Annotated in this window: 17 protein-coding genes; 9 read left to right on the plus strand and 8 right to left on the minus strand. The window is 63.3% G+C overall.

Going from position 1 to position 22,152, the window contains the following annotated elements:
* The first annotated feature begins 22 nt into the window (after positions 1–22).
* The 9 genes from ACSQ9I_RS39460 to ACSQ9I_RS39500 all read left to right on the plus strand — a co-directional run bounded on the left by ACSQ9I_RS39460 (position 23) and on the right by ACSQ9I_RS39500 (position 12,534).
* Complete coding sequence (locus ACSQ9I_RS39460; protein WP_436317332.1) at positions 23–1,987, plus strand: aconitase family protein; 1,965 nt, start codon at positions 23–25, stop codon at positions 1,985–1,987.
* Between the two features lie 28 nt (positions 1,988–2,015).
* Complete coding sequence (locus tag ACSQ9I_RS39465) at positions 2,016–2,729, plus strand: Crp/Fnr family transcriptional regulator (protein ID WP_436317333.1); 714 nt, start codon at positions 2,016–2,018, stop codon at positions 2,727–2,729.
* Between the two features lie 52 nt (positions 2,730–2,781).
* On the plus strand, positions 2,782–3,669 hold the full coding sequence (locus tag ACSQ9I_RS39470; protein ID WP_436317334.1) for a LysR family transcriptional regulator: 888 nt from the start codon (positions 2,782–2,784) through the stop codon (positions 3,667–3,669).
* Between the two features lie 109 nt (positions 3,670–3,778).
* Entirely contained in the window at positions 3,779–4,768 is a 990-nt protein-coding gene (locus tag ACSQ9I_RS39475; RefSeq protein ID WP_436317335.1) for a Bug family tripartite tricarboxylate transporter substrate binding protein, read from the plus strand.
* The gene (locus tag ACSQ9I_RS39480; protein ID WP_436317336.1) at positions 4,752–8,312 is read left to right on the plus strand and encodes an indolepyruvate ferredoxin oxidoreductase family protein; all 3,561 of its coding nucleotides are present in this window, start codon (positions 4,752–4,754) and stop codon (positions 8,310–8,312) included. Before ACSQ9I_RS39475 ends, ACSQ9I_RS39480 begins: the two co-directional genes overlap by 17 nt.
* On the plus strand, positions 8,309–9,493 hold the full coding sequence (locus ACSQ9I_RS39485; protein ID WP_436317337.1) for an acetyl-CoA C-acyltransferase family protein: 1,185 nt from the start codon (positions 8,309–8,311) through the stop codon (positions 9,491–9,493). The genes ACSQ9I_RS39480 and ACSQ9I_RS39485 overlap by 4 nt, the downstream gene beginning before the upstream one ends.
* A gap of 273 nt (positions 9,494–9,766) precedes the next feature.
* Positions 9,767–9,964 (plus strand): hypothetical protein, encoded by a 198-nt coding sequence (locus tag ACSQ9I_RS39490; RefSeq protein ID WP_436317338.1) that lies wholly within the window; start codon positions 9,767–9,769, stop codon positions 9,962–9,964.
* Between the two features lie 456 nt (positions 9,965–10,420).
* The gene (locus ACSQ9I_RS39495) at positions 10,421–11,206 is read left to right on the plus strand and encodes a DUF5984 family protein (protein WP_436317339.1); all 786 of its coding nucleotides are present in this window, start codon (positions 10,421–10,423) and stop codon (positions 11,204–11,206) included.
* Between the two features lie 935 nt (positions 11,207–12,141).
* Positions 12,142–12,534: a hypothetical protein gene (locus tag ACSQ9I_RS39500; protein WP_436317340.1), complete on the plus strand. Its 393-nt coding sequence runs from the start codon at positions 12,142–12,144 to the stop codon at positions 12,532–12,534.
* A gap of 90 nt (positions 12,535–12,624) precedes the next feature.
* On the opposite strand, the gene ACSQ9I_RS39505 is transcribed toward ACSQ9I_RS39500, so the two are convergent.
* The 8 genes from ACSQ9I_RS39505 to ACSQ9I_RS39540 form a co-directional block, all read right to left on the minus strand.
* Positions 12,625–12,969 carry a DUF2917 domain-containing protein gene (locus ACSQ9I_RS39505; RefSeq protein WP_436317341.1) on the minus strand — a complete coding sequence of 115 codons (345 nt, stop codon included), beginning with the start codon at positions 12,967–12,969 and terminating at the stop codon, positions 12,625–12,627.
* 121 nt (positions 12,970–13,090) lie between these two features.
* Positions 13,091–14,179: an alpha/beta fold hydrolase gene (locus ACSQ9I_RS39510; RefSeq protein ID WP_436317342.1), complete on the minus strand. Its 1,089-nt coding sequence runs from the start codon at positions 14,177–14,179 to the stop codon at positions 13,091–13,093.
* A 722-nt stretch (positions 14,180–14,901) separates the two neighbouring features.
* Positions 14,902–15,852 (minus strand): reductase, encoded by a 951-nt coding sequence (locus ACSQ9I_RS39515; protein WP_436317343.1) that lies wholly within the window; start codon positions 15,850–15,852, stop codon positions 14,902–14,904.
* Positions 15,849–17,381, minus strand: a complete 1,533-nt coding sequence (locus tag ACSQ9I_RS39520; protein ID WP_436317344.1) for a class I adenylate-forming enzyme family protein — start codon at positions 17,379–17,381, stop codon at positions 15,849–15,851. The genes ACSQ9I_RS39515 and ACSQ9I_RS39520 overlap by 4 nt, the downstream gene beginning before the upstream one ends.
* A 360-nt stretch (positions 17,382–17,741) precedes the next feature.
* A complete protein-coding gene (locus ACSQ9I_RS39525; protein ID WP_436317345.1) occupies positions 17,742–18,818 on the minus strand; it encodes a hypothetical protein in 1,077 nt (358 codons plus the stop codon).
* A 250-nt stretch (positions 18,819–19,068) separates the two neighbouring features.
* Positions 19,069–19,389: a hypothetical protein gene (locus tag ACSQ9I_RS39530; RefSeq protein WP_436317346.1), complete on the minus strand. Its 321-nt coding sequence runs from the start codon at positions 19,387–19,389 to the stop codon at positions 19,069–19,071.
* Positions 19,390–19,438: 49 nt separating this feature from the next.
* Positions 19,439–19,795 carry a helix-turn-helix domain-containing protein gene (locus ACSQ9I_RS39535; protein WP_436317347.1) on the minus strand — a complete coding sequence of 119 codons (357 nt, stop codon included), beginning with the start codon at positions 19,793–19,795 and terminating at the stop codon, positions 19,439–19,441.
* 792 nt (positions 19,796–20,587) lie between these two features.
* Entirely contained in the window at positions 20,588–21,688 is a 1,101-nt protein-coding gene (locus ACSQ9I_RS39540; protein WP_436317348.1) for a hypothetical protein, read from the minus strand.
* Positions 21,689–22,152: the final 464 nt, after the last annotated feature.

Genomic DNA, 22,152 nt, shown 5'->3' on the forward strand with positions numbered 1-22,152 from the left:
TTGCGGCATCAAGGCCTCATGCATGACAACGATCCTCTTCAACCCGCGTGTGCTCTTCCTGAGCGATGACCCGGACGCAGTCGAGCGGCAGCTCCAAGGCGACGACATAGCTCTGGTGGACGCGGGCGCACTTCGCGACAACATTTCCACCGACGAGATCACTCCTGCCACGCTGGGAACGATCTGGGACGAGCGCCTGGGCCGCTACCCCTACCTGGGCTTCATTTCCGGAGGCCGCCAGCCGATCGGTGTCGATGCCGTGAAGAACGCCGGCTTTTCCGTCACTGTCGCCGGAAAGCGGTACGGCAAGGGATCCTCGCGCGAGCACAGCCCGATGGCCGAGCGCAGCGCGGGTATCCGCCTGGTGATTGCCGAAAGTTTCGAGCGCATCTACCGCCAGAACGCGGACAACCTGGGCCTGTTCACGTCCACAGACTTCAGCCTGATCGAGCGAATCCAAAACGGCGAGCCGATCGACATCGAGGAACTCGTTTCTTCGCGCGACGCACAGGCGGCGGCCATACTGCGGCACGGCGGCCTGCTGCAGTACGGGCGCGCGCGGATGACGCAGGTCGGCACGCCGCCGGCTGAAGCCGTTGATGGACCCACAACGCTCGCCGAGAAAATCCTGGCCAGGCACCTGCTGGTCACCGGCGACAGTCAAGCTGGTCTCCAGCAGGGCCAAGGTGCCTTCGTGCGCGCGGATTGGCGCTTCCTGATCGAGTACTACACGGCCATGTGCTCGCATTCGCTGCACGCAGCGTTCGGCCGGCCGCTGCAGCTGCACGATCCGCAGAGCGTGCGCCTGTTCGAGGACCACACCTCCTATATCCATCGCAGTGTTGCCCACATCCGTGCCGGTTTGATCCCCGGAATTCAAAACCTGGCTCGGGAGCACCGAAAGTTCGCCGATGACTATGGGTTGAAAGTCCACGGCCTTCTGGCAGACGGCATCGGCAGCGAAGGCATTTCGCACCCGATGATGACCGAACGCTATGCATTGCCCGGGCAGATCGTCGTCGGCACCGACTCGCACACGCCCCACAGCGGCGCACTGGGCAGCCTCGCCTTTGGCGTGGGCAGCGCAGAGATGGCCAACGCCCTGGTCACCGGGGCTGTACGTATCACGGTTCCCGCGTCGCTGCGCGTGGAACTCTTCGGTCAGCTCCCGGTGGGCGTCGGCGCCAAGGACGTCGTCCTCTCGTTGCTGGCCGATCCGCGAATTCGCGCAGGTTCCGGCGTCGGCAAGGTGTTCGAGTTCACCGGATCGACCATCAGCCAGCTGTCCACGGACGAGCGTGCTACGTTGACCAACATGACGGCGGAGCTTGGCGGCTTCACCGGCATCGTTGCCCCCGACGAAGAAACCGTTCGCTTCCTGCGCGAACGCCGCGGCATCGACTTCCAGCTGGAAGACTGGATGCACAGCGATCCGGGAGCAACGTACGCAGACACCATTCGGCTCGACTGCTCGACGCTCGCGCCGATGGTGGCTCGACCCGGCGATCCCGGCAATGGCGTGCCGGTCACGGAACTCGAGGACCGTCCCAAAGTGGATATCGCCTATGGCGGTTCGTGCACGGGCGGCAAGCGCGAGGACTTCGACGCCTACCACCAAGTGCTGTGCTGGGCCGTGGAACGCGGCCTGCGCGTGCACCGGGACGTCAAGTTGTACCTCCAGTTCGGCACTGTGGACGTCCGCGACTACTGCATCGAGAAGGGCTACCTTGCGGTGTTCGAGCGCGCGGGGGCGGAAATGTTGCAACCCTCCTGCGGCGCCTGCGTCAACGGTGGGCCGGGCACGTCGGAACGGGCCGACGAAGTGACCGTCAGCGCCATCAACCGCAACTTCCCCGGGCGCTGCGGACCGGGAAAGGTTTGGCTCGCGAGCCCCGCGACGGTCGCGGCCAGCGCGATCGCCGGCGAACTCACAGCCTTTGGCGAGCTTGCGGCGCGTGTGGAGGCAGGCGCGCTGCAGCCGGCCTGACTCTTTTGGGTTCGCCTGGACTGAAGCCATGCTGATCCTCAGTAAGCAGGAGCGCCAAGCCATCGATGCGGATCCGTGGTTCGCGTCGCTCTCTGGGTCACTTCGCCACGACATTCTCAGGCGCGCGAAAGTGCGTCACTACGCTGACCGCGACTTCATCTATTCTCGCGGTGCTCCCGCTGAAAATTGGAATGCCGTGGCGAGGGGAGCGGTCCGGATCGGATCCAGCTCACCCGAAGGAAGGCAAGCGACGCTGCGCTACTTGGAACCAGGTGTGTGGTTCGGCGAAGTCGAGATGTTCGACCTGAAAGGCCGACCCTACGATGCTTCCGCACACGGTCCGACGACGCTGCTGTCTGTGTCGCGCGGTGATGTTCACGCCATCCTGGCGGACCACACCGAGTTTTACGCCGCGCTCCTGCGCCTGAACTCGCAGCGCACACGGCAGCTCTACAGACTGGTGGAGGACCAGGTTACCAAGCCACTCCGCGCTCGTTTGGCGAGGCAGCTGTCTCAGCTGGCGCACTGTTACGGCAAGCCCGCGGGGGAAGCTGGCAACGAAGTTCGAATCGACCTGCGTCTCCCGCAGGAGGAACTGGCCCACCTTATCGGGTGCTCGCGGCAGAGGGTGAATGGGGAGCTCAAGCTGATGGAGCGTGACGAAACCATCCGCATTGAGTCCTGCGGCGTCGTCGTACGCAATGGCCGAGCCCTACGGCAGATGTACGAACCTGCTGGGTGACAGCAGTCCCCATGCCGCTGTCGGTGACAATGCAATTCGCCGAGCCATAGCCATGCCCCGCATTGACCCCCTCAGTCTTCAGCTCTTCCTCGCTGCCGCGCGGGAGGGCTCCATCAAGCGCGCAGCGGAGGCCGAACATATCGCCCAGTCGGCGCTCAGCCGACGTATCGCAGACCTGGAGCACGCTCTCGGCGTACAGCTGTTAAGCCGCTCTCCCCTTGGCGTTACCCTGACGGAGGCTGGACATCGGGCATACGCTCTCGGCGATAAGCTCAATGCAGACATCCAGGCGTTTGCGCGAGAAGTGCAATCGCTCAGCGGTGAAGTCGCGGGTACGGTCCGCCTGTTTGCCAACCTGTCCTCCGTGGTGGGATACCTGCCGGAACGGCTGCATGCATTTCGAGTGAAGCATCCGAGTGTTGAAATCGCGCTGCAAGAGCGCAATTCCGCCGAGTGCATCCGCGCCTGCCTGGATGACCGTGCCGACGTCACCGTTTGCATGGCGCCAAGCGCGCCGCTCCCTGCCATCGAGTCCTGGCACTTTGCCGACGACCCGCTCATCGTCGTCCTGCCCCCGAACCACCCGTTGGCCAAACAACGGGCCCTTCGCTTCTCGGAAGTGGTGAAGTATCCGATCGTGCGGATCCAGACCGGCGGTGCCGGAGACAACTTCATGCAGGAGCAGGCGGAGAAACTCAGGGTCCCCTATACCCCCGTGGTCGCCGTGAGCAGCTACGAAGCCGCATGTCGCATGGTTGAGGTTGGATTGGGCATCGCGATCATGACGGGAAGCGCACTAAGCGCGCTCGCGGGTACCAAGCGATTCGTCCGTCGACCACTCGACGAGCCCTGGAAAGACAGGGAATTGCGAGTCTTTGCGCTGAAGAAGTCGAGCCGGCTCCGTGCCGTGGACGCCATGATCGAATCCCTGCGCAGCTGAGCACTACGGATATCGCGTTCGGACATATCCCGTCTGACGCAAGAGCACTTCAGCGTGGAGAGGTTGCGCACCTAAAGTCTCCGGCATTCAAGCCACACCGGAGACATCAATGCACACTCTTCCGCTTCTCGGCCGGCGAGCCGTCCTTGCCTTTTCGCTCCTCTGCGTTGCCGGTGCAGTTTTGCCGGTGAGCGCGCAGACCTCCGATGGCAAGGCGCTACGCCTCATCGTCCCCAATCAGGCGGGCTCGGGGGTTGATGCCGTGGCGCGAGCCATGACCAATAGCATGGCCACAGCCTTCGGACGAGCTGTCGTGATCGAAAATCTGCCGGGATCCGGCGGCATGACCGGAACGCAACAGATCGTGCGCGCGCCCAAGGATGGCTCGGTCCTCGGCATGGTGTCTTCCAACCATGTCATCAACCCTTTCATCTACAAGCAGGTCCCGTTCGACGCTATCAAGGACATCACGCCGATCTCCGTGATCGCGTCATCCGCCCTTGTGTTGGTGGTGAACCCAGACCTCGTGAAGGCTAAGGCGACCCGCGAGTTCATCGCGGAGCTCAAGGCGAATCCCAAAGCATACTCCTACGGTTCCGCAGGCAATGGGACCGTGCTGCATCTGGCTTCAGAGTACTTCACGAGCGAAGCTGGCGTGAACATCCTGCATGTCCCGTACAAGGGCGCCGCCGCCATGACCACCGACATCATCGGTGGTCAAGTGAGCTTCGGCATGCTCCCGTTGGTCGTGGCGGCGCCTCACATCAAGTCCGGCAAGCTGCGCGCCATCGCCGTCACCACCACTAAGCGGAACTCAGCCTTCCCCGAGCTACCGACACTGGCCGAAACTGGCCTTCCCGGCTTCGAATTCGACAGCTGGGTGGCCGTCATCGGGCCGGCCGGCATGCCGGCGCCTGTGGTTGCCGACGCCTACAGGAGGATCAAGGAAACGATGTCCCACAAGGAGGTTGTGGACAGCTTCCTGGCGCAGGGTTTCACCCTCTCAATGACAACGCCCGAGCAGACACCGCCCTTCTTCGAAACCGAGCTGGAAAAGCACAAAAAACTCGTGAAGCGCTCCGGTGCGATCGCCGACTGATGCAAGCCTGCCCATACCCAGTTCGCGGAGAAAATTCATGAGTACCCCTGTTACCCTCAACGACAAGTACGAACTTGCAAAGGGCCGTGTCTTCATGACGGGGACGCAGGCGCTAGTTCGTTTGCTGTTGGCGCAGAAAGCAAGAGACGAGGCCGCCGGGCTCAACACGGGCGGCTTTGTGTCGGGCTACCGCGGGTCTCCGCTGGGCTACGTTGACCAGGAGCTCTGGAAGGCCGGCAAATATCTCGACCAGCACAACATCAAGTTCAACCCTGGCTTGAACGAGGAGCTTGCTGCCACCTCGGTATGGGGGGCGCAGATGGCAGGCATGGACCCCAAGGCCACGGTCGACGGTGTCTTTGCCATGTGGTATGGGAAGGGGCCGGGCGTGGATCGCAGCGGCGACGTCTTCAAGCATGGCAACATTGCGGGCACCTCGAAGTTTGGTGGCGTGCTGGCCATTGCCGGTGATGACCACACCTGCAAGTCATCGACCCTGCCGCATCAGAGTGAACAGGCATTCATCGCCGCCGCGATGCCGGTGCTCAATCCCTCCGGTGTCCGCGAGTTCTTGGAATTTGGCTTGCACGGTTGGGCGATGTCCCGCTACTCGGGCTGCTGGATCGGGTTTAAGGCGATCAGCGAAACAATCGAGACGACGTCATCGTTCGACATCGATCCCATGGCGATCGAGATCAAGGTGCCGGTCGACCACCCGCTCCCTGCGGGCGGCTTGTCGATCCGATGGCCGGACCCGCTGATGGAGCAGGAAGAGCGGCTGCTTCGCGACAAGCTCCATGCCGTGCTGGCGTATGCGCGGCTGAACGGTTTGAACCGCCAGGAGTGGACCGCTCCCAACGCAAAGTTGGGGATCGTCGCAACCGGCAAGAGCTACCTGGACACGCGCGAAGCGCTCTCGCTGCTTGGCATCGACGAGGCGGGTGCGAAGTCTCTCGGTGTGCGCCTGCTGAAAATAGGCATGACCTGGCCGCTCGAACCGAACTGCGTTTCGGAGTTTGCGCAAGGCCTGGATGAGATCCTGGTCGTGGAAGAGAAGCGCGGCGTCATCGAACCGCAGATCAAGGAACAGCTGTACAACGCGCCCGCTGCCGACCGCCCGCGTGTGGTGGGAAAGGCTGAAGGCGAGGGTGAATGGGTCCGCTCGCCGAAGGGATTCCTGCTTCCTCCGAACGGCGAGCTCTCGCCCGCTCTGATTGCCAAGGTCATTGCCCAACGATTGCTGCAGGTGCTCGGCGCGGGCGCACTGCCACAGTCGGCCACCGCAGTTTTGGCTGACGCAGGCTGCGCCGCTGCCCTGGACCCGACGCTGCCGCAGCGGTTGCCTTTCTTCTGCTCGGGTTGTCCGCACAACACGTCCACGAAGGTGCCCGAGGGCTCTCGCGCGGGGGCCGGCATCGGTTGTCACGGGATGGCGATCTGGATGGACCGAAGCACCGCCAACATCACGCAGATGGGCGGCGAAGGTGTGGCCTGGATCGGGCACGCGCCGTTCACCTCGGAAGGGCACATCTTCCAGAATCTCGGGGACGGTACGTACAGCCATTCCGGCTCGCTGGCTTTGCGCGCGGCGGTCGTCGCCAACGTCAACATTACCTACAAGATTCTGGCGAACGACGCGGTCGCCATGACGGGTGGTCAACCGGTCGAGGGATCGTTGACCGCAATCCAGATTGTCCAGCAGGTCACGGCCGAGGGCGTCAAGCATGTGCATCTGGTGTCCGATGATCCTGATGCGTGGAAGGCGTTGGGCGGCCTGCCGGAAGGTACCGTGGTCAGCCATCGCGAAGAAATGGATACCGTGCAGCGGCGGCTGCGTGACACACCCGGCGTTTCTGTGATCGTCTATGCGCAGACCTGCGCGGCCGAGAAGCGTCGCCGCCGCAAGAAGAAGGAAATGGTCGACCCGCCGAAGCGCGTCGTGATCAACGAGGAAGTCTGTGAAGGCTGCGGTGACTGCGGTGTGCAATCGAACTGCGTGTCCATCGTGCCGCTCGAAACCCCGCTCGGCCGCAAGCGGACGATCGACCAGAGTTCCTGCAACAAGGACTATTCCTGCGTGAAGGGCTTCTGTCCCAGCTTTGTGACGGTCGAAGGCGGTGGACTGCGCAAAGCATCCAAGAGCAAGGCGGCAGCGCCCTCCGATCTGCCGCAACCGGTCATTCCGGCACTGGAACAACCGTACAACGTCTTGATCACCGGGGTCGGCGGGACCGGCGTGGTCACCATCGGTGCGCTCCTGGGGATGGCGGCGCACATCGAAGGCAAGGGCGTGATCGTCATGGACATGGCGGGATTGGCGCAGAAGGGAGGTGCGGTGATGTCGCACGTACGGCTTGCGGCTCGCCCGGAATCTCTCTATGGCGCGCGCGTCGGCCAGAAGCAGGCGGACTTGCTGCTTGCTTGCGACCTCATGGTCGCTGCCGGCAAGGAAGCGATGACTGCCTCGAGCGCCGAGCGGACAGCAGCCGTGGTGAACACGGATGTGGCGCCGACGGGCACCTTCGTGAAGAATCTCGATTGGGAGGCACGTCCCCAGGAACTGCTTGACCAACTGAAAGCCGGCGTGAAGAACGTCGCAACTGTCGACGCGTCCCGGCTCGCTACCAAACTGATGGGTGATGCGGTGGCCACCAACGTCTTCATGCTTGGGTTCGCGTGGCAACACGGCAGGGTGCCGCTGTCGGAGGCCGCGCTGCTGCGTGCCATCGAGCTCAATGGCGCGGCCGTGGAAATGAACAAGGCGGCGTTCGCCTGGGGACGGCAGGCGGCGCTTGACGTGAACAAGGCGCGCACGGTGGCAGGCTTGGACAAAGCACAGGTCATGCTGATGCCGCAGCCAACGCTCGCCCTTGACGCGCTGCTTGCTGATCGCCGGACACGACTCACCCAGTATCAGGGTGGCAGCTACGCGCAGCGCTTCGAGGACACCGTGCGCGAGCTTGCGGCCCTTGAGAAGACTCATTTAGGGTCGGAGCGCGTCTCCCGCGAAATTGCGATCAGCCTCTACAAGCTGATGGCATACAAGGACGAGTACGAAGTCGCTCGTCTCTACACCCAAAGTGGATTCTTCGACCGCATCGGCCGCGAATTTGAAGGCGACTACAAGCTGCACTTCCATCTTGCCCCGCCCCTGTTGGCGAAGCGGGATGCGAAGGGCCACCTGCTGAAGAAATCGTATGGGCCCTGGGTGGCCACTGCGTTCCGTTGGCTGGCCAAGGGCAAGCGCCTGCGAGGTACGCCGCTCGACATTTTTGGCTACACCGAAGAGCGCCGCACGGAGCGGGCACTAATTGCGCACTACGTGGCACAGATTCGCCAAGCGCTCACGAGCGCTCGGCCGGACCAGGTTGCCACCGTTCTCGAGCTCGCCAGGCTTCCGCAGACGATGCGCGGCTACGGCCATGTCAAAGAGGCGAACATCAAAGCCGCGCAGATCCGTGAGGCCTACCTCAAGGCCGAACTGAGCAAGCCTCCCGTTAGCGACGTTGGTCCCGTGGCAGCCCCAGAGGTAGCGTTGACGTGAAAAACCATGACGTGTACGTTGTGACGGCGGTGCGTACTGCCATCGGCTCCTTCGGTGGGTCGCTCAAAGACATTCCCCTCACGCAACTGGCCACGGCGGTGGTTCAGGCGGCGCTGGATCGCAGCCGGGCTGATCCTGCAAGGGTCGGCCACGTCGTGATGGGGAATGTGATTCCCACCGAACCGAAAGATGCCTACCTGGCCCGCGTGGCCGCGATGGATTCGGGCATTCCCGAGCTGACTCCTGCATTCAACGTGAACCGCCTTTGCGGGTCCGGCTTGCAGGCCATCATCTCGGCGGCGCATACCCTGATGCTGGGCGAGGCAACCCTTGCCGTCGGCGGGGGAGCCGAGTCCATGAGCCGGAGCCCCTACGTCATGACCGGCGCGAGGTGGGGCGGCAGGATGGGAGACATGCAGACCACGGACTACATGCTAGGCATCCTGCACGATCCTTTCCATCGGATCCACATGGGCATCACCGCTGAAAACGTCGCGGAGCGGGCTCTGGTGACGCGGCAGATGCAGGATCAGTTGGCTGTGGAAAGCCAAGCCCGCGCGGCCAGGGCCATCGCCGAGGGAATGTTCAAGTCGCAAATCGTTCCGATCGCGCTGGAGAGCCGAAAGGGAACGGTCCTTTTCAATGCCGATGAGCACGTTCGCGCCGATACGACCCTCGAGCAACTTGCGAAGATGAAGCCGGCGTTCAAGGAGGACGGCACAGTCACTGCCGGCAATGCCTCGGGGCTCAATGACGGCGCTTCCGCGGTGGTGCTCGCCACGGAGGAGGGCATCGGGGAAGGCGGCTTGAAGCCGCTGGCACGGCTCGTGAGTTATGCGCACGCAGGCGTAGATCCCAGGTTCATGGGGATCGGCCCTGTTCCTGCGACTCACCTGGCGTTACGACGCGCTGGTCTGACCGTGAATGATCTGGATGTGATCGAGTCGAACGAGGCGTTTGCAGCCCAAGCTTGCGCCGTGAGCCGGTCCCTCAAGTTCGACCCGGCGAAGGTGAACCCCAACGGGTCCGGTATTTCGCTCGGGCATCCTGTTGGAGCGACGGGCGCGATCATCACCACCAAGGCGATCCACGAGCTTCATCGCATTGGAGGGCGGTATGCGTTGGCCACCATGTGCATCGGTGGTGGACAGGGCATTGCGGCAATCTTCGAGCGGGTGTGAGCTTCCTTGAAACTGTGTTGAAGAACTCGCTCGTGAGCGGGCGCGGCAGTGACTTCCCGGCTCCCAGACATACGAACGCAGCATAGGTTCATCCTCGTCGCCGCCCCTCGCGCTTGCGTCCGCGGTGACGAGGGCTCGCCGCCGCGAGACTAATCTAAGGAAGGTCTGATCAATCGTGAACGCGATCCGGAGTCGGCAATTCATATTCTTCTGACTAGCAGATGGTTGCCCAACCAGATGCCGAATCAGCCAACTACTTGCCAGGAGAATGACATGTCAGTGATCCTCGAATCTCTCCTCGACGATGAGCGCCGCGCCGAGTGCCGCGCCAACGATGGAGCCATGGCCATGGGCCGCCCCATCATCGCGAGCCCACCCACGATCCTCCCCGTGCAACGCACCAGCAGGCTGCATCCTGCAAGAAGCGAACGTTCCAACGCGGCGCTGGGCGCCACGGACGAACTCTCGTAAGCCAAGGAGTACGCCATGCACGACGCGAGGGTCAAGAGTGATCGGCTGGTGTCGTTCAATCAACCTAGCGGACGGCGCGGCGCGCTTCACATCCGAAATGGTGCTGCCAAGAGCGGCCTCTGCCGAGGTCCCTTCCCGCGTGAAATCCAGGCTCAGAGGGCCGACCCGACCGATGCCGACCAATGCGTCGTCGCAGCCGTGGCGCCGGGTCGCTCCAAAACATCGTCAACCGAGACATCGCGTCGCTCAGTTCGTACTACAACGTGAATGCGTATTCCATCGTGGCCTCGAAGCGTGATCGATCTAGGCGCGCGCAGGGCAGAATGCCGCCACAGCCGGTAACGGCCAAGACCGGAAGTTCATCACGACCCTCCAGTTTTCCGCCAGCGGCGCCTTACAGCCGCTCTCGAGCTGGCTAAAGTCGGGAGAACCGGACCTTCAGAGAAATTCCCGCCCATGCTCTTCAACTTCGCGATGGTGCCTCTCGAAGAAGTTCAGCCCTGGGGCAAGCCCGGCAGACTTAGCCTCAGCTGGTTCGGATTGACCGACAGTCAATACTGGGTGCAAGCTGGCACGTCCGTGCTTCTGGAGTACAGCGACGTCGCGCGGAGGCTCGGAAGCTCGCGGTACTGCGACTATCAAGTTGTCCGCCTATACGAAGATGTGATGGCGTTGCTTCCATACGTACTTGAGCCGGTGCCGGCCGATCTCATCCAATATATTTCGGGCGATCGCAGCTGCGTGCTGGAGCGAGCGGCCGCTTGGCACGCGGCGAACAGCGAGCGCGACGACGATCTCTATTGGGAGATCATCGATGATTCGAGCACCTGGATCGGCAACCGTAGCCTCTACTTCTCCTACTTGTCGCCGTCCGCAAACATTCTCATGTGGTCAGATGAGTCTCTGGTACACATCGAATGGGACAACCGGGCGAAGCTCGTCGATGGTTTCTGCGCGTGGTCGGCTGAATGTGGCTCTCACAGCCTGCCTCGCAGCGAGTTCGAAGAGGAAGTTCAATCGTTCCACAAGCGGCTCATGGATGAGATGTCTGTTCGAGTGAGTCGCGTCGTCGCCGGCGGGCTTTCGGCAGACGTTCATGTTGATATACCTGGCCTTCTGCGCGAGCATGAGCAGCGGAAGCTCCTACCGGCGTCAGCGTTCGAACTGCCTTCATCACATACCGATTGGCAGGCAGTTCGAAAGGCGCTGCTCGCCGTCGATTGCCAAGGTTCGGTCGACTGATGGCGTTGAAGCAGGCCTTTTGGATGGTGTTTGGCTATTCGGTGGCAACGCTCGTCTTACTTGCCGTGTTGACCATCGTCGGGTCGCTATTGATCGCAGCGGTTCTTCCACGGGGACATCTGATTGCGGATCGACTGAGAGCATTCGCCGGCCAGGTCCCAGGCTTGGTTGTACGCGGCGCTGTGTGGCTCCGGACGCTGATTGTCGTCGGTGGACTAGCCCTACTCGTGATCCTGATTCTGGTAAACCTCTAGCCCTCGTGCTACGCCAGAATGCGGGCCACAAGCTGCCATTCGCACTGAATGCCCCATGACAACCTTCGGATTCCTCCTCGCAACGATCTTCTTCGGATGCCTGAGCTACGACGCCTACCAGTTTCGGCACTCGGCAAACTATCGGGTCTGGGCCGTTCCGTCGCCAATCATGCGTAAGGGCGGGGACCCGCTATCGCTTCGAGAGCAGGAGCGTCTACAGACAAACAAGCTGACAGCGATCGGCGGGATTCCCGGGCTCCATTGGGTTTTTGGGATTCTTGCCGTAGGCTCTGCCGCATGTTCGTTATGGTCCGTCCTTCGATGAGGCTCGAGATCTTCGAATGAACTCGGCGTCCGGCGATCGGCGCCTCACGGCCAGGACCGGACCTTCAATCCAACCGCGAATCTCGGTATGAACTGTCAGATTTGTGGGCGTTTGCTCGACCGAGACGATGACCATTTCGCTTGACTGCGGCGGCGATTCCTGGGGATGCGTCGTTGAGGTTGAGGCGGCCATGGGCTGGGAGCCATCCTTGAAGAAGGTGCGCGGAGAGCACGGTCGGCTTCTCGGCCCTTCAAATCGGCTGACGGCCCGGTTTCTAATTCTTGGTTTTGATACAAAAGAGGTGGAGGCTCAATGTGTCAAGCTCGTTGATGACCTTTCGAGGCAAGAGCTTCTGGATGCACAACGCAGTGGCGGAGGTGTGGTTCGCCGCTTTCACGCGGGAAGTTGTAGGCGAAGCAGACACGCCGGAGTGGGTTCAGTCTATGTTGGGTGACGTTGCGCCGGCGCTCGAGCACGGGTGGGTCGACGGAATAGTGATGAGTTCCTTCGACAAGCACATCACATCAAATCAGAGGCTGGAAGCCTTCCTGCCACGAATGGCAAGGACGAATTCGTACCTACGTTCGGTCGTTGTTCCTGGGGACGTGGTGGTGGTCGGAAAGGTTCGCGCCAGCAAGCAATTCTTGCTGCCGGAAATTGAGCGACTGGAAGACCTTTTCCTACGCCCTCAGGCACTCTCTGAGCCATGGGAGATATTCACAGTACCGACAGGTTGGCGAGCCGCATGACAGGCAGCAGCCGGCCAGCAGCGGAAGTTCGTCACGGCCCTCCAGTTTTCCTGAAGAGGGCGTGTTTTTGGCATGAGCTGACGTTCGAGGTCAGCGAGCCCTGACGCGAACCTTGGCGTCATCGAGTGCGTGGATCAGCAGCCTCGAATCCCGGTCGGCCAAGTACGTCGCCGGCGCTTGCAGCACGATATCCCTCGGATCACTGTCATGCGTCAGCCACACGCACCCGGCCAGACACTCGATGCGCATGCCCCTGGGATGAAGGATCGATTGGGTCGCGGCCTTGTGAAGAGTCCACGTCAGGCGGGTAGGACTGATCGGCCTTGCAGCGGCTCGGCCGGACACATGGCTGCGTGCAATCCAGGCGATTGCGCGGCCGAACAGCTCCCGCGGAGAACTCCAGTGTCCGAAGACGGCAGGCAGTGTGAGGTTCATGATGGACTCCGCAATCGTTCTTGACGACTAGAGTCTGGTCGCCAGTGAGCCTCGCCACCAGTGTGCCGAGCACGGTACGGGGAAGGTGCGCGCCCCCGTAGATCTACCGTACTCGATGCACCTATCGCAGAAGCCCAAGGTGCGCGGCGAGGTGAACGCCCTCGGCGCGGGTGCGGCACTTCAGCGCCCGGAGGGCGTTGCCCGCGTGCATCTCCACCGTTCTCGGGCTCAACCCCAAGGCGCGGGCGATCTCCTTATCGGTGTTGCCTTGGCTGATCAGGAGCAGCACCTCGATCTGTCTCGACGTCAGGCTGGCCGTGGATGGTGCCGCGATGACATCGGCCGGCGTTGCCTTCGGCATTGGGTCCTCCATGCCGAGAAATCCGCGCAACTCGGTCGCCACGCGGGGCCAGTGCGGATTGCCCGCAAGTGGAATGTTGCTGTCGTCGTCGAGCGGAACGAACCGTGCCTGCGGGATCAGCGAGGCGAGGTGGCAGCCCTCCTCGAACGGAACCGCCAAGTCTGCACGCGCGTGAAACTGCAGCGTGGGACAGGTCACGCGTCGGGCATGCTCACTGACATCGCACTCCAAAGACAGGGTGGTGTATGCGGCGGCCACGCTTGCAGACATCCGTCCCGCAATGGCTGCTTCCACCTCATCCAGTTGCTGCGGGCTGGCGCTGGGGAACAGGCGCGAGTTCACGGTGCGGAGGAATGCACTCCTGTACGGCACATCCTCGCCGAACGCCACCTGCATGGCTTCCAGGATTGCCTTGGCCTCCTGGGCGTGAGCGACATCGGGACCGCGCTGCAGGCGACCGCGGGCATAGCCACCGTATACGACCAGGCGGCTCACGCGCTCGGGATGGCGGGCCGCAAACGCGACCGCGACCATCGAACCATGGGAAAGGCCAAGCAACACAACGGGCCCGGCGCCGAGCACCCCAACGACCGCTTCCAGGTCCTCCAGGCAGCTGTCAAGCGTGATCGGCTCGGCTTGACGATCCGAGAGCCCACAGCCCCGAGCGTCGTAGGGCACCACGCTGACATGCGGCGCGAGCGCGTGCTGCCAATGGCGAGACCCGATGCCCGGCGAATCCAGCTGGTCGCCCAAGTGCAGCATCACGCGCACCGCTGGCACTCCGCTGCCGTGAATGGACATGGCAAGCCGAGTGCCATCACGACTCGTGACGTACCGGATATCGGACATATCGCTCTCGTTCACGATTCCAAAAGCTGAAGCTGCCGTCCCTACGCACGCTTGTCATGGAGATTCGGCACCGGCGCCTCGACTTGATTTTGTCACTGGCAACGCCCGGGGTTGCAGCGGCATCGTACTGTATTGGATCCGTACAAGTGCAATGCCTTTGGACCTCGGGAGGCCACGCCTCCTTCATCAGTCAACCTCGAAGTTCGTCGGGCGCGGTCCGAAAGTCCGTTGGTGCCGCGCTGTAGTCCGGGCTCATGTTCCGCTGAACATCACCTTGCTTACCGTCCGTTGGCCTGGCTCGAGCATCAGGGACGAGTCGAGCTCGCCTACTCCCGCGCCGGAAGCGACAGGTTGCTTTCGCACTCATCACTGTCGGGTCGACCGCTTTCAGTTTCAAGCAGCCACCAGCTTGCCGTGACCAAGGACTGCTCAGGCCGGGATGGTGAGCTCGAGGCGCAGCGGCGAACGGCAGCAATCGCTATATACCTGCCGTAGGTCGATCGGAGGCGACGGACGGCATCGGGCCCGAAGCTCCGAAGGCCGCAACCGGCTACAGTCGGCCATTTCCGGAATTTCGTGGGTGGCAGCTGTCGGGCAACGTCGGGACACGTCCCCCGTGGAGCATGCGGAGGATCCTGAGACGTACGATTGCTCCGCCATTCACAGTTTCACAGTGGCACACGAGCGCGCACCAGGAAGGCAGCTCACCCGCGGGCAGTCGTTCACTCCGACGCGACGATCCCCGCGTCGCGGCGGAGTTGCTTCGCCTGCATCTTTGCGATGTCGAACTCGGCACGTCGGCGGCCGAGGTCCTCGGACGTCAGGCGCTCGACGTTGCAGTAGTCAAGCTTCCAGTCCGGGCTCGCGCTCCATAGCAGTGGAGACTGCACCGTCGTGCGCGGCGCCGGCGCCGTCTCGAGAACCTTCAGCGCCAATTCGAGCGTGAACGCTTGCGAGCTGCCATCGTTCGGCCGGCCGGCCGCGTTGCCGAGGGGAAAGTCGGAGAAGATCAGTCTCGGCACGCCCACATGCTCGACGACGTCTTTGGCGCAGCCCATTACGACCGTCGCAATGCCGGCCTCTTCCAATAGGCGCGCAACCAGGCTCGTCGTCTGATGGCAGACCGGGCAATTCGGTACGAGGATCGCGGCATCGGCGGCATCGGCGACGCATCGCGTGACAACCTCCGGGCCATCGACCCCGAGCGTGACCCGATGGCTTCGGTTGGTGGGCACGCCATGGAACCGCGCCGCCACCGCTGCGATGCGGCCTGAGCGCACGCACTCGCGCAGCATCGGCAGCGGGAAGTAGCTTGCCGGGTCCTCCGCCGTCGTGTGTTTGCGGTCGATCGCGACGTGCGAGATCCGCAGATCGTGGTCCTGCGCTGCGTCGCCGGAGTACACGGTGTAGAACTTAGCCCTTGCGTTGTACGGCGCTCCCGGGCCCTGGTCGCCCTTGTCCGCTTGATAGGGCGCAGCAGTCGTGATGAGGACGATCCGGCATGCCGCGAGCGGCTTTGTCAGCGGTTGAAATGGGACCTGCGCGTAGTGCGCCCACTCGTACGGTGCGCCGTAGCCCAGGGCCTGGTAGTAGTCGCGGGTGCGCTGCATGTAGGGCACTGGCACGTCATGCGTGACGGCGAGTCCGTGATCGGCGGCCCGGTCGCGCGTCATCGCAGTGGCTCCGATGGGCTCGCATCGCCCGAGGCGAGCGCGCGCAGTCGTACCTTGTCCACCTTGCCCACGCTCGTGACCGCCAGTGACGCCACGACGTGCACGCGACGCGGCAGCTTGAAGCGAGCCAGGCGCTCGCGGCAGAAGGCGTGCAGTTCGTCGACGACAAGCACGCCGCTCGCGCGAGGTACCACGAAGGCGATGACCTGTTCGCCCCACTCGCGATCGGGCGCGCCGACCACGGCCGCCTGCGCGACTGACGGAAACTCGAGCAGGACCTCCTCGACTTCGCGCGGCGAAATGTTCTCGCCGCCGCGGATGATGATGTCCTTCTTGCGGTCGGCGAGGAAGAGGAATCCGTCGGCGTCGACGTAGCCCATATCGCCGGTGTGCAGCCAGCCGTCGCGAAGGGTCTGCGCCGTCGCGTCGGGCGCATTGAAGTAGCCGGACATCACGTTGGGGCCCCGCACCGCAACTTCGCCGACTTCGTACGGCGGAGCCTCGCGGCCATCGGCGTCGAGGATCGCCACCACCTCGTCACCGAGTGCGCGGCCGACCGAGCCCGCGCGCCGGGTTGCGTCGGGTGGATTCATGGTGCATGTGCACGTCGCTTCCGACAGGCCATACGACAGCACGACCGGCACGCCGAGCCGCTCCTCGACCAGGCGCTGCAGCGAGGGCGCCATCGGCGCCGCGCCGCTGCGAACGAACCGCAGTGACGACGTGTCGGCGCGGCCGTCCCAGGCATCCATTAGGCGCGCGAAGACCGTCGGCACGGCGGTGAAGTAGGTGGGCCGGAACTGCCCGACGATGCGCCAGAACTCGTCGAGGTCGAAGCGAGGTTGCAGCACGATCGACGCGCCCGCTCGCAGGAGCAGGATGGTGTTGTTCATCAGACCGTTCGCATGAAACAGCGGCATCACGGTCAGCACGCGGTCGCGCGAGCTCAGGGCGGTCCGATCGGCCACCTGTGCGGTATTGGCGAGCACGTTGCGATGGGTCAGCACCACTCCCTTCGGTCGACCGGTGGTGCCCGACGTGAAGATCAGCAATGCGGTGTCGTCTGCGTCCCCGCCGATCTCCATGTCGATCGTGGTCGTCGGGCAGTCCAGCGGTTTGCCAGGATCGACGCTGATCACATGCTGCAGCGACGGCGTACTGCTGCGATCGCTCACGAGCTGCCGCGCCAGCTTGGTGATCGTCACGACTGCCCGCGCGCCAGATTCGTGAATGAGCCAGGTCAGCTCATGCAAGGTCAAGCCCGGGTTCAACGGCACGACGATCGCGCCGATCCTCAGGATGCCGAAAAGGTATGCGACGAAGGCCGGAACATTCGGCAGGGCAAGCGCCACCGCGTCGCCGGTGTGAAGCGCGCGCAGATGCAGTTCCCGCGCTGCGCCCGCACAAGCTGCTTCCATCTGGGCGTAGGTGTAGACCTCGTCCGCGAAGTACAGGGCAGGCGTTTGCGCAACGTGCGTGCGAGCTGCCTGCACCGACAGAATTTCGCCGAGCTTCGTTCGACCTGCCAAGTCCATCGCCGTCTGCCTGGGTGGGTAACAGGCAATATGGTGGAGACTTGCGACTCGCGCGTCAATCCCGACTGCCGGCAGCAGCGACGGTCAATCCGTCCGCTTACTGGCGGCGCGATCCTGCACCTCGAACGTCAGGTTCGGGCCCATTGCAGTCAGTGACCGTCGCACCGCCAAGGACAGCAGCGCAGCGTGAGCCGACCCTCGCCTTGGTCTGGCGAACTTACAGTACCGGCCATGAGCCGTCGACCACGATGGTCCGCTGTCCGGCAGCGCCGAACCCTTGCGAGCGGCCAGGAAGCCTTGACGTGGGGCCATGGGCCGGTCGTCTTCGGGAGCCTTTGCGGCGAAGCTTGTGGACTATTTGGCGGCGACGGCACCTGAGTCCGGCTCTTCGCCCAGCGAAGCGGCCACGTCCTCGAGATACGCCTGTCGATTGACGAGCCGCAGAAACTCGCGCCGATCGTCTACTAACGCAACGAACGGCATCGGACAGCGCAGTAACGCGCGCGAGCGTCGCGCCCGCGATTCGTCGCTCAGCGCCTTGGCGCTGGCGGCGAGTGCACTCTCTGGCAGCAACTCGGCCAGCAAGCGCCTCGTCACCCAGCTGGCTCGTTCTTCCGCGTGCCCCAACGGAACCCAGTCGCCCGACGCTGGCGCAATTGGGGAAGCCGGCGGGATCGCTGGGCGCTGCAACGCTGCAATGAAGCTGCTCACCAGCTGCCGAGCCATCCATGGCTCCATCGCTCCGGTGTCCGAAATCGTCTTCACAGTCGTGGTGATCTGCGGATTTTCTGCTTGCGACGCCTCCGCACTAACGAACGCGGCCTGCAGCCACGGGAAGCGCCTGGCCAGTGCCCACCGCAGGTGCCGCACATTGGCCACCGCCACGAACTGGCGCTCAGCATTGGGGGTACGTTCCACGAACACGAACACCTTGACGCCGCGCATGCGTTCCATCATCACCGCAGCAATGAAAAGGCGCGACGTGAGCCATTCGTCACCTTGGCCCAGCGCGATGAGCGAGAAGTCCGCAGGCTCGGTGGACTGGGCCTGCTCCAACATCATCCGGCTCGAATCGCTGACCTGCGCCGAACTGGTCGCAGCGCGAATGTCGTCCAGCAGTGGCGTCGCGGTCGATGGCTTAGCGGCCGCGAGCTCGAATTGCAGACTGAACACCGAGAGTTTGCTGATGCGCCCGCCGATGGCTCCGATGAAGTCGCCGATCGGCTTGCGAAACCACACCGCCACGACCAGGGCTACCAGGGGCCACGCCAACGACTTGGTCAACTCGACAAGCGCACCCAGGCCGGAATAGGTCACCGCGGTCGGAGCGGATGCAGCTGGCGCGCCAGAGAGAGCTTGCGCGGCACAACACAACGGCGCAAGCAACGCGGCCGCTGCGATGACAAGAGATCGGTTGGTCTTGATTGACATGATGCGTCCGAGTAGATGGCGAAAGCGCGCAGGCCACCTCCACACGCCTGTGGACGCTGGCGCGACTAGCTTAGCTTGGGGCACTCGCGAGCGGCAGCAGATGGAGGACATTCGACAGCGGAAGCCGGCCAGGAGCACTCCTTGGCGAAAGTCCACTTCCTGGCTCAGGGTCGAATTCGCCAGTTCGACTTGTCCCAGCGAACATCCGCTGCCCAGTCTGTTCCTGACCTTCGGCTCGCGAACCTGGATGTCAGGTCATGGCCCGTGATGAGTCGAACGCGCTCCGACTCTGGTTCATCGGCAGCGCCTGCAACTTCGGCACCACATGGCTGTAGAAGTAGCCGACCGCCTTCCATGTGGCGTCCCACTGCGTCGCCGCCGTGAGGATCTCCTCGCCTTGATAGAAGATGCTTCGGTGCCTTCGCTCGAATTCTGCGAGACCGTGAAGAAACGCGATGGTCCACGTTCGTTCGGCTGTTTTCCAGTAGCGCCATGTTCCGGGGGATGACGTCTTGCCGCCATACCCAAACGCAAGCCATCGCCGCAAATGCCCGTCCCTTTCCACGCTCATGAGTGAACCCCTTCATTTTTGGTCCTTCGGACTTTCCTGTGGGTCGAAATCAGCCTGCCGAAGGTCCGTTCAGCAGTGGGCGTGGTCGTTGCCCCGCTGCACCCCGCGCCAATGCTCGCTTTCCGAGCACATTGGCCGCCTGGCGGGTCTTGAACGCTGGTCGCGAACTGCCGACGTGCGGTCTTCGCGCCCCCGGCGACCCACAGGAAAGTCCGAAGGACCTCATTTTTGAACGATTGAACGAGCGCGTGCTGCGATGGAGGAGACGCACCTTGAGGTCCTGCTCCAATCCCTGGATGAGCCGTGTCACCATGGCCTTCGGCACGTCGAGCTGGCTGGCCGCCTTGGTGAAGCTGCCCGACTCGACCATCCGGACAAAGGCATTCATCGCATCGATGCGATCCATGATGACCCCCGTTGATGGAGAAAGCGGCCACTGCAGGACGCGATGGCGGGACTATTGCGTTGAACGCGCGGGGTTCGCCTCCGTCACGCCTTTCGGTCGGCCCGACGGGCGCACCCACTTCGGCCCTGAACGCGGGACGATCGAAATGTTCGGGGGCGTTGTGGTGCGCGAAAGGGAAGATCCGCGGGCGTCGTTCGACGGCTCTGGCGGCGGAGTTCAAGACAGCCGCAGGCATCGAGGAACCACCCGGTCCGGGCGAGCGCCGAAGCAACCTCTACCAGCGCCTGCCGACTGTCAGGATGAATTGTGAAGTGCGACGGTGAAGCAACGATTACAAGACCCAACGCCGCTTGCAACCGCAGTTGGATTTCGCGCTTCCTTGTCGGCGGCTCCGCAAAGCCGGGAACCGGCGCGCTCAGGCTGGAGGATTTTCTTGTGGTCGGCGCTCGAAGCGCCAAGCGGGCGTGCCATGCGTAGCGAGCCAAGCCCGCCGTTCCAACTCGCAAGCCTCACAGGTCGCGACTTCAGAGTCGATTTGCGTGACCAGGTCATCGTCCGAACCGTAGCGAGCCCGGAGATCGCCGACGAGCGTGACCAAGTCGTTAAGGTGCCGGGACGTAGAAGGCATAGACATCGCGTTCTCCTCGGGGGGACGAAGCTTAGGTCATGCCCTGGGCGTTTGGCAAATCAAGAGACGATTCGTTTCACCCCGCTCCTTTGCGCGTCAACCGTGGCGGCGCGCTACGACCTGCAGGCGATGGCGCAGCCGTTGCGCGCCCCGCGCCCCGCGGCTCAGGGCGCAGGCACGGCCTCGCGGTTGCCGGGCACGATCATCGGCTGGTACGAGAAGACATCGCGACTCTTCGGGTCCACGAGGACCTTCAGCCACTGGACGTCGTTGTTGCCGTTGGCCGCGTTGTCGCCGAAAGTCTCGACGCGGGTGAAGTTCTCGAGCCGGCGGCCGCGGGCGTCGAGGAAGGGCTTGTCGATGCGGAAGTAGTGCGAATCGCCATGCACGTACGCCACCGGGCGCCGGAACGCGATCACCTGTTCGCGCAGGGCCAGAAGGTATTCCTTGTAGCCGTCGGGCGCACCGTCGGTCTGCTCCAGCGTCAGCGGGTCCCGCACCGGCGCGCGCGTGGGGTCGCTCTTGTCCCAGCCGGGGTTGGCCTGGGCAATGATCATGAGCGCCACCGAGCCCGTTTGCGCCGCGGCCGCGAAGGACTCGCGCAGCCACCGGATGTTCGCCGCATTGCGCACCTGGAACTCCGCAGGATCCGGGGTCGTGTCGCACAGATTGTTGCAGGAGCCTGGAATGTTCAGCGTGACGTAAGTGACCCTGCCCACTTTCCAGCGTCGATTCTCGACGCAGGGCACGGCCCCGGCCTGGCCGAGGCACAGGGCTTCGGTCTGGACTTCCTGCACGATCGGATCGCGGCCCATTGAGAGCGGCGTGGAGAAGAACACCTGGCGTTCGCGGTCGAGCCGCTCGCGGGAGTTGAAGCCGCCGTTGGCCGGCCGGTCGCAATCGGTCCAGTCGTTGTCGCCCGGCGTGAACATGGCCGCGCCCTGCAGCGTATTGAACCAGCCCACCGCCCGGTGGAAGAGGGCGTCGTCGCACAGGCTACCCGAGCCCTGCTTGAGGTCGCCGTTGTGCACGGTGAACGTCAGCTTCTGCGCGTTCATGTCGGCCAGCAGGTTGGGCAACCCGACGGCTTCCTGGACGGGGGAGTAGGGAAGGTCGCCCCAGAGTCCAATCGCATATGCTGCGTTCGCCTCCCCCTGGTCGGCGTGGGCCGGCAGCGGGATGCAGGCGACCAGGCCGAGAGTGATCAATCCTGCGCTTAGCCGCGTGGCGGAGCTGTGCAGGCGTCGAAGCAGCGAGCGGGGCATCGGGTGTTCTCCTTCAACGGGCCGGCGGGATCGCCGGGGCGCATCTTGGGGTTCACTCGGTGACGCGCCGATGACATTCGCGGCGCCGCCGCCGTGCGGATCGATCGCCTTTAACTTGCTCCAGGATCGCTTTTTTTCACGGCCATTGAAGTCGCAAACAGGCCAATAGAGTCGCAAACGCAGCGGCCAAGCAGGGCAAGAGCGTGGGGCGTTGCCGGTGCGTAGCGCGCGGCTCAGAAAGCGACCGATGCGCGCGACCGTTCATGCGATTGAGACCGCGTGCCACGGCAAAATCACCCAATGACTGAACCCGCGAATCAGTTGAGGGAGCGAAGCGAACGACCGGTCCTGGCTGCGGTAGTACACGAGCATAGACCCAACGACTGCTCCCGCACTGCGACGCGGTAGTTCATATGGGTCTACCCCCAGAACCGCTCTCGCTGAAGGCCTTCCACTCATAGCCG

The organism is Variovorax sp. LjRoot84 (assembly GCF_964254305.1).
Lineage (GTDB): Bacteria > Pseudomonadota > Gammaproteobacteria > Burkholderiales > Burkholderiaceae_C > Variovorax.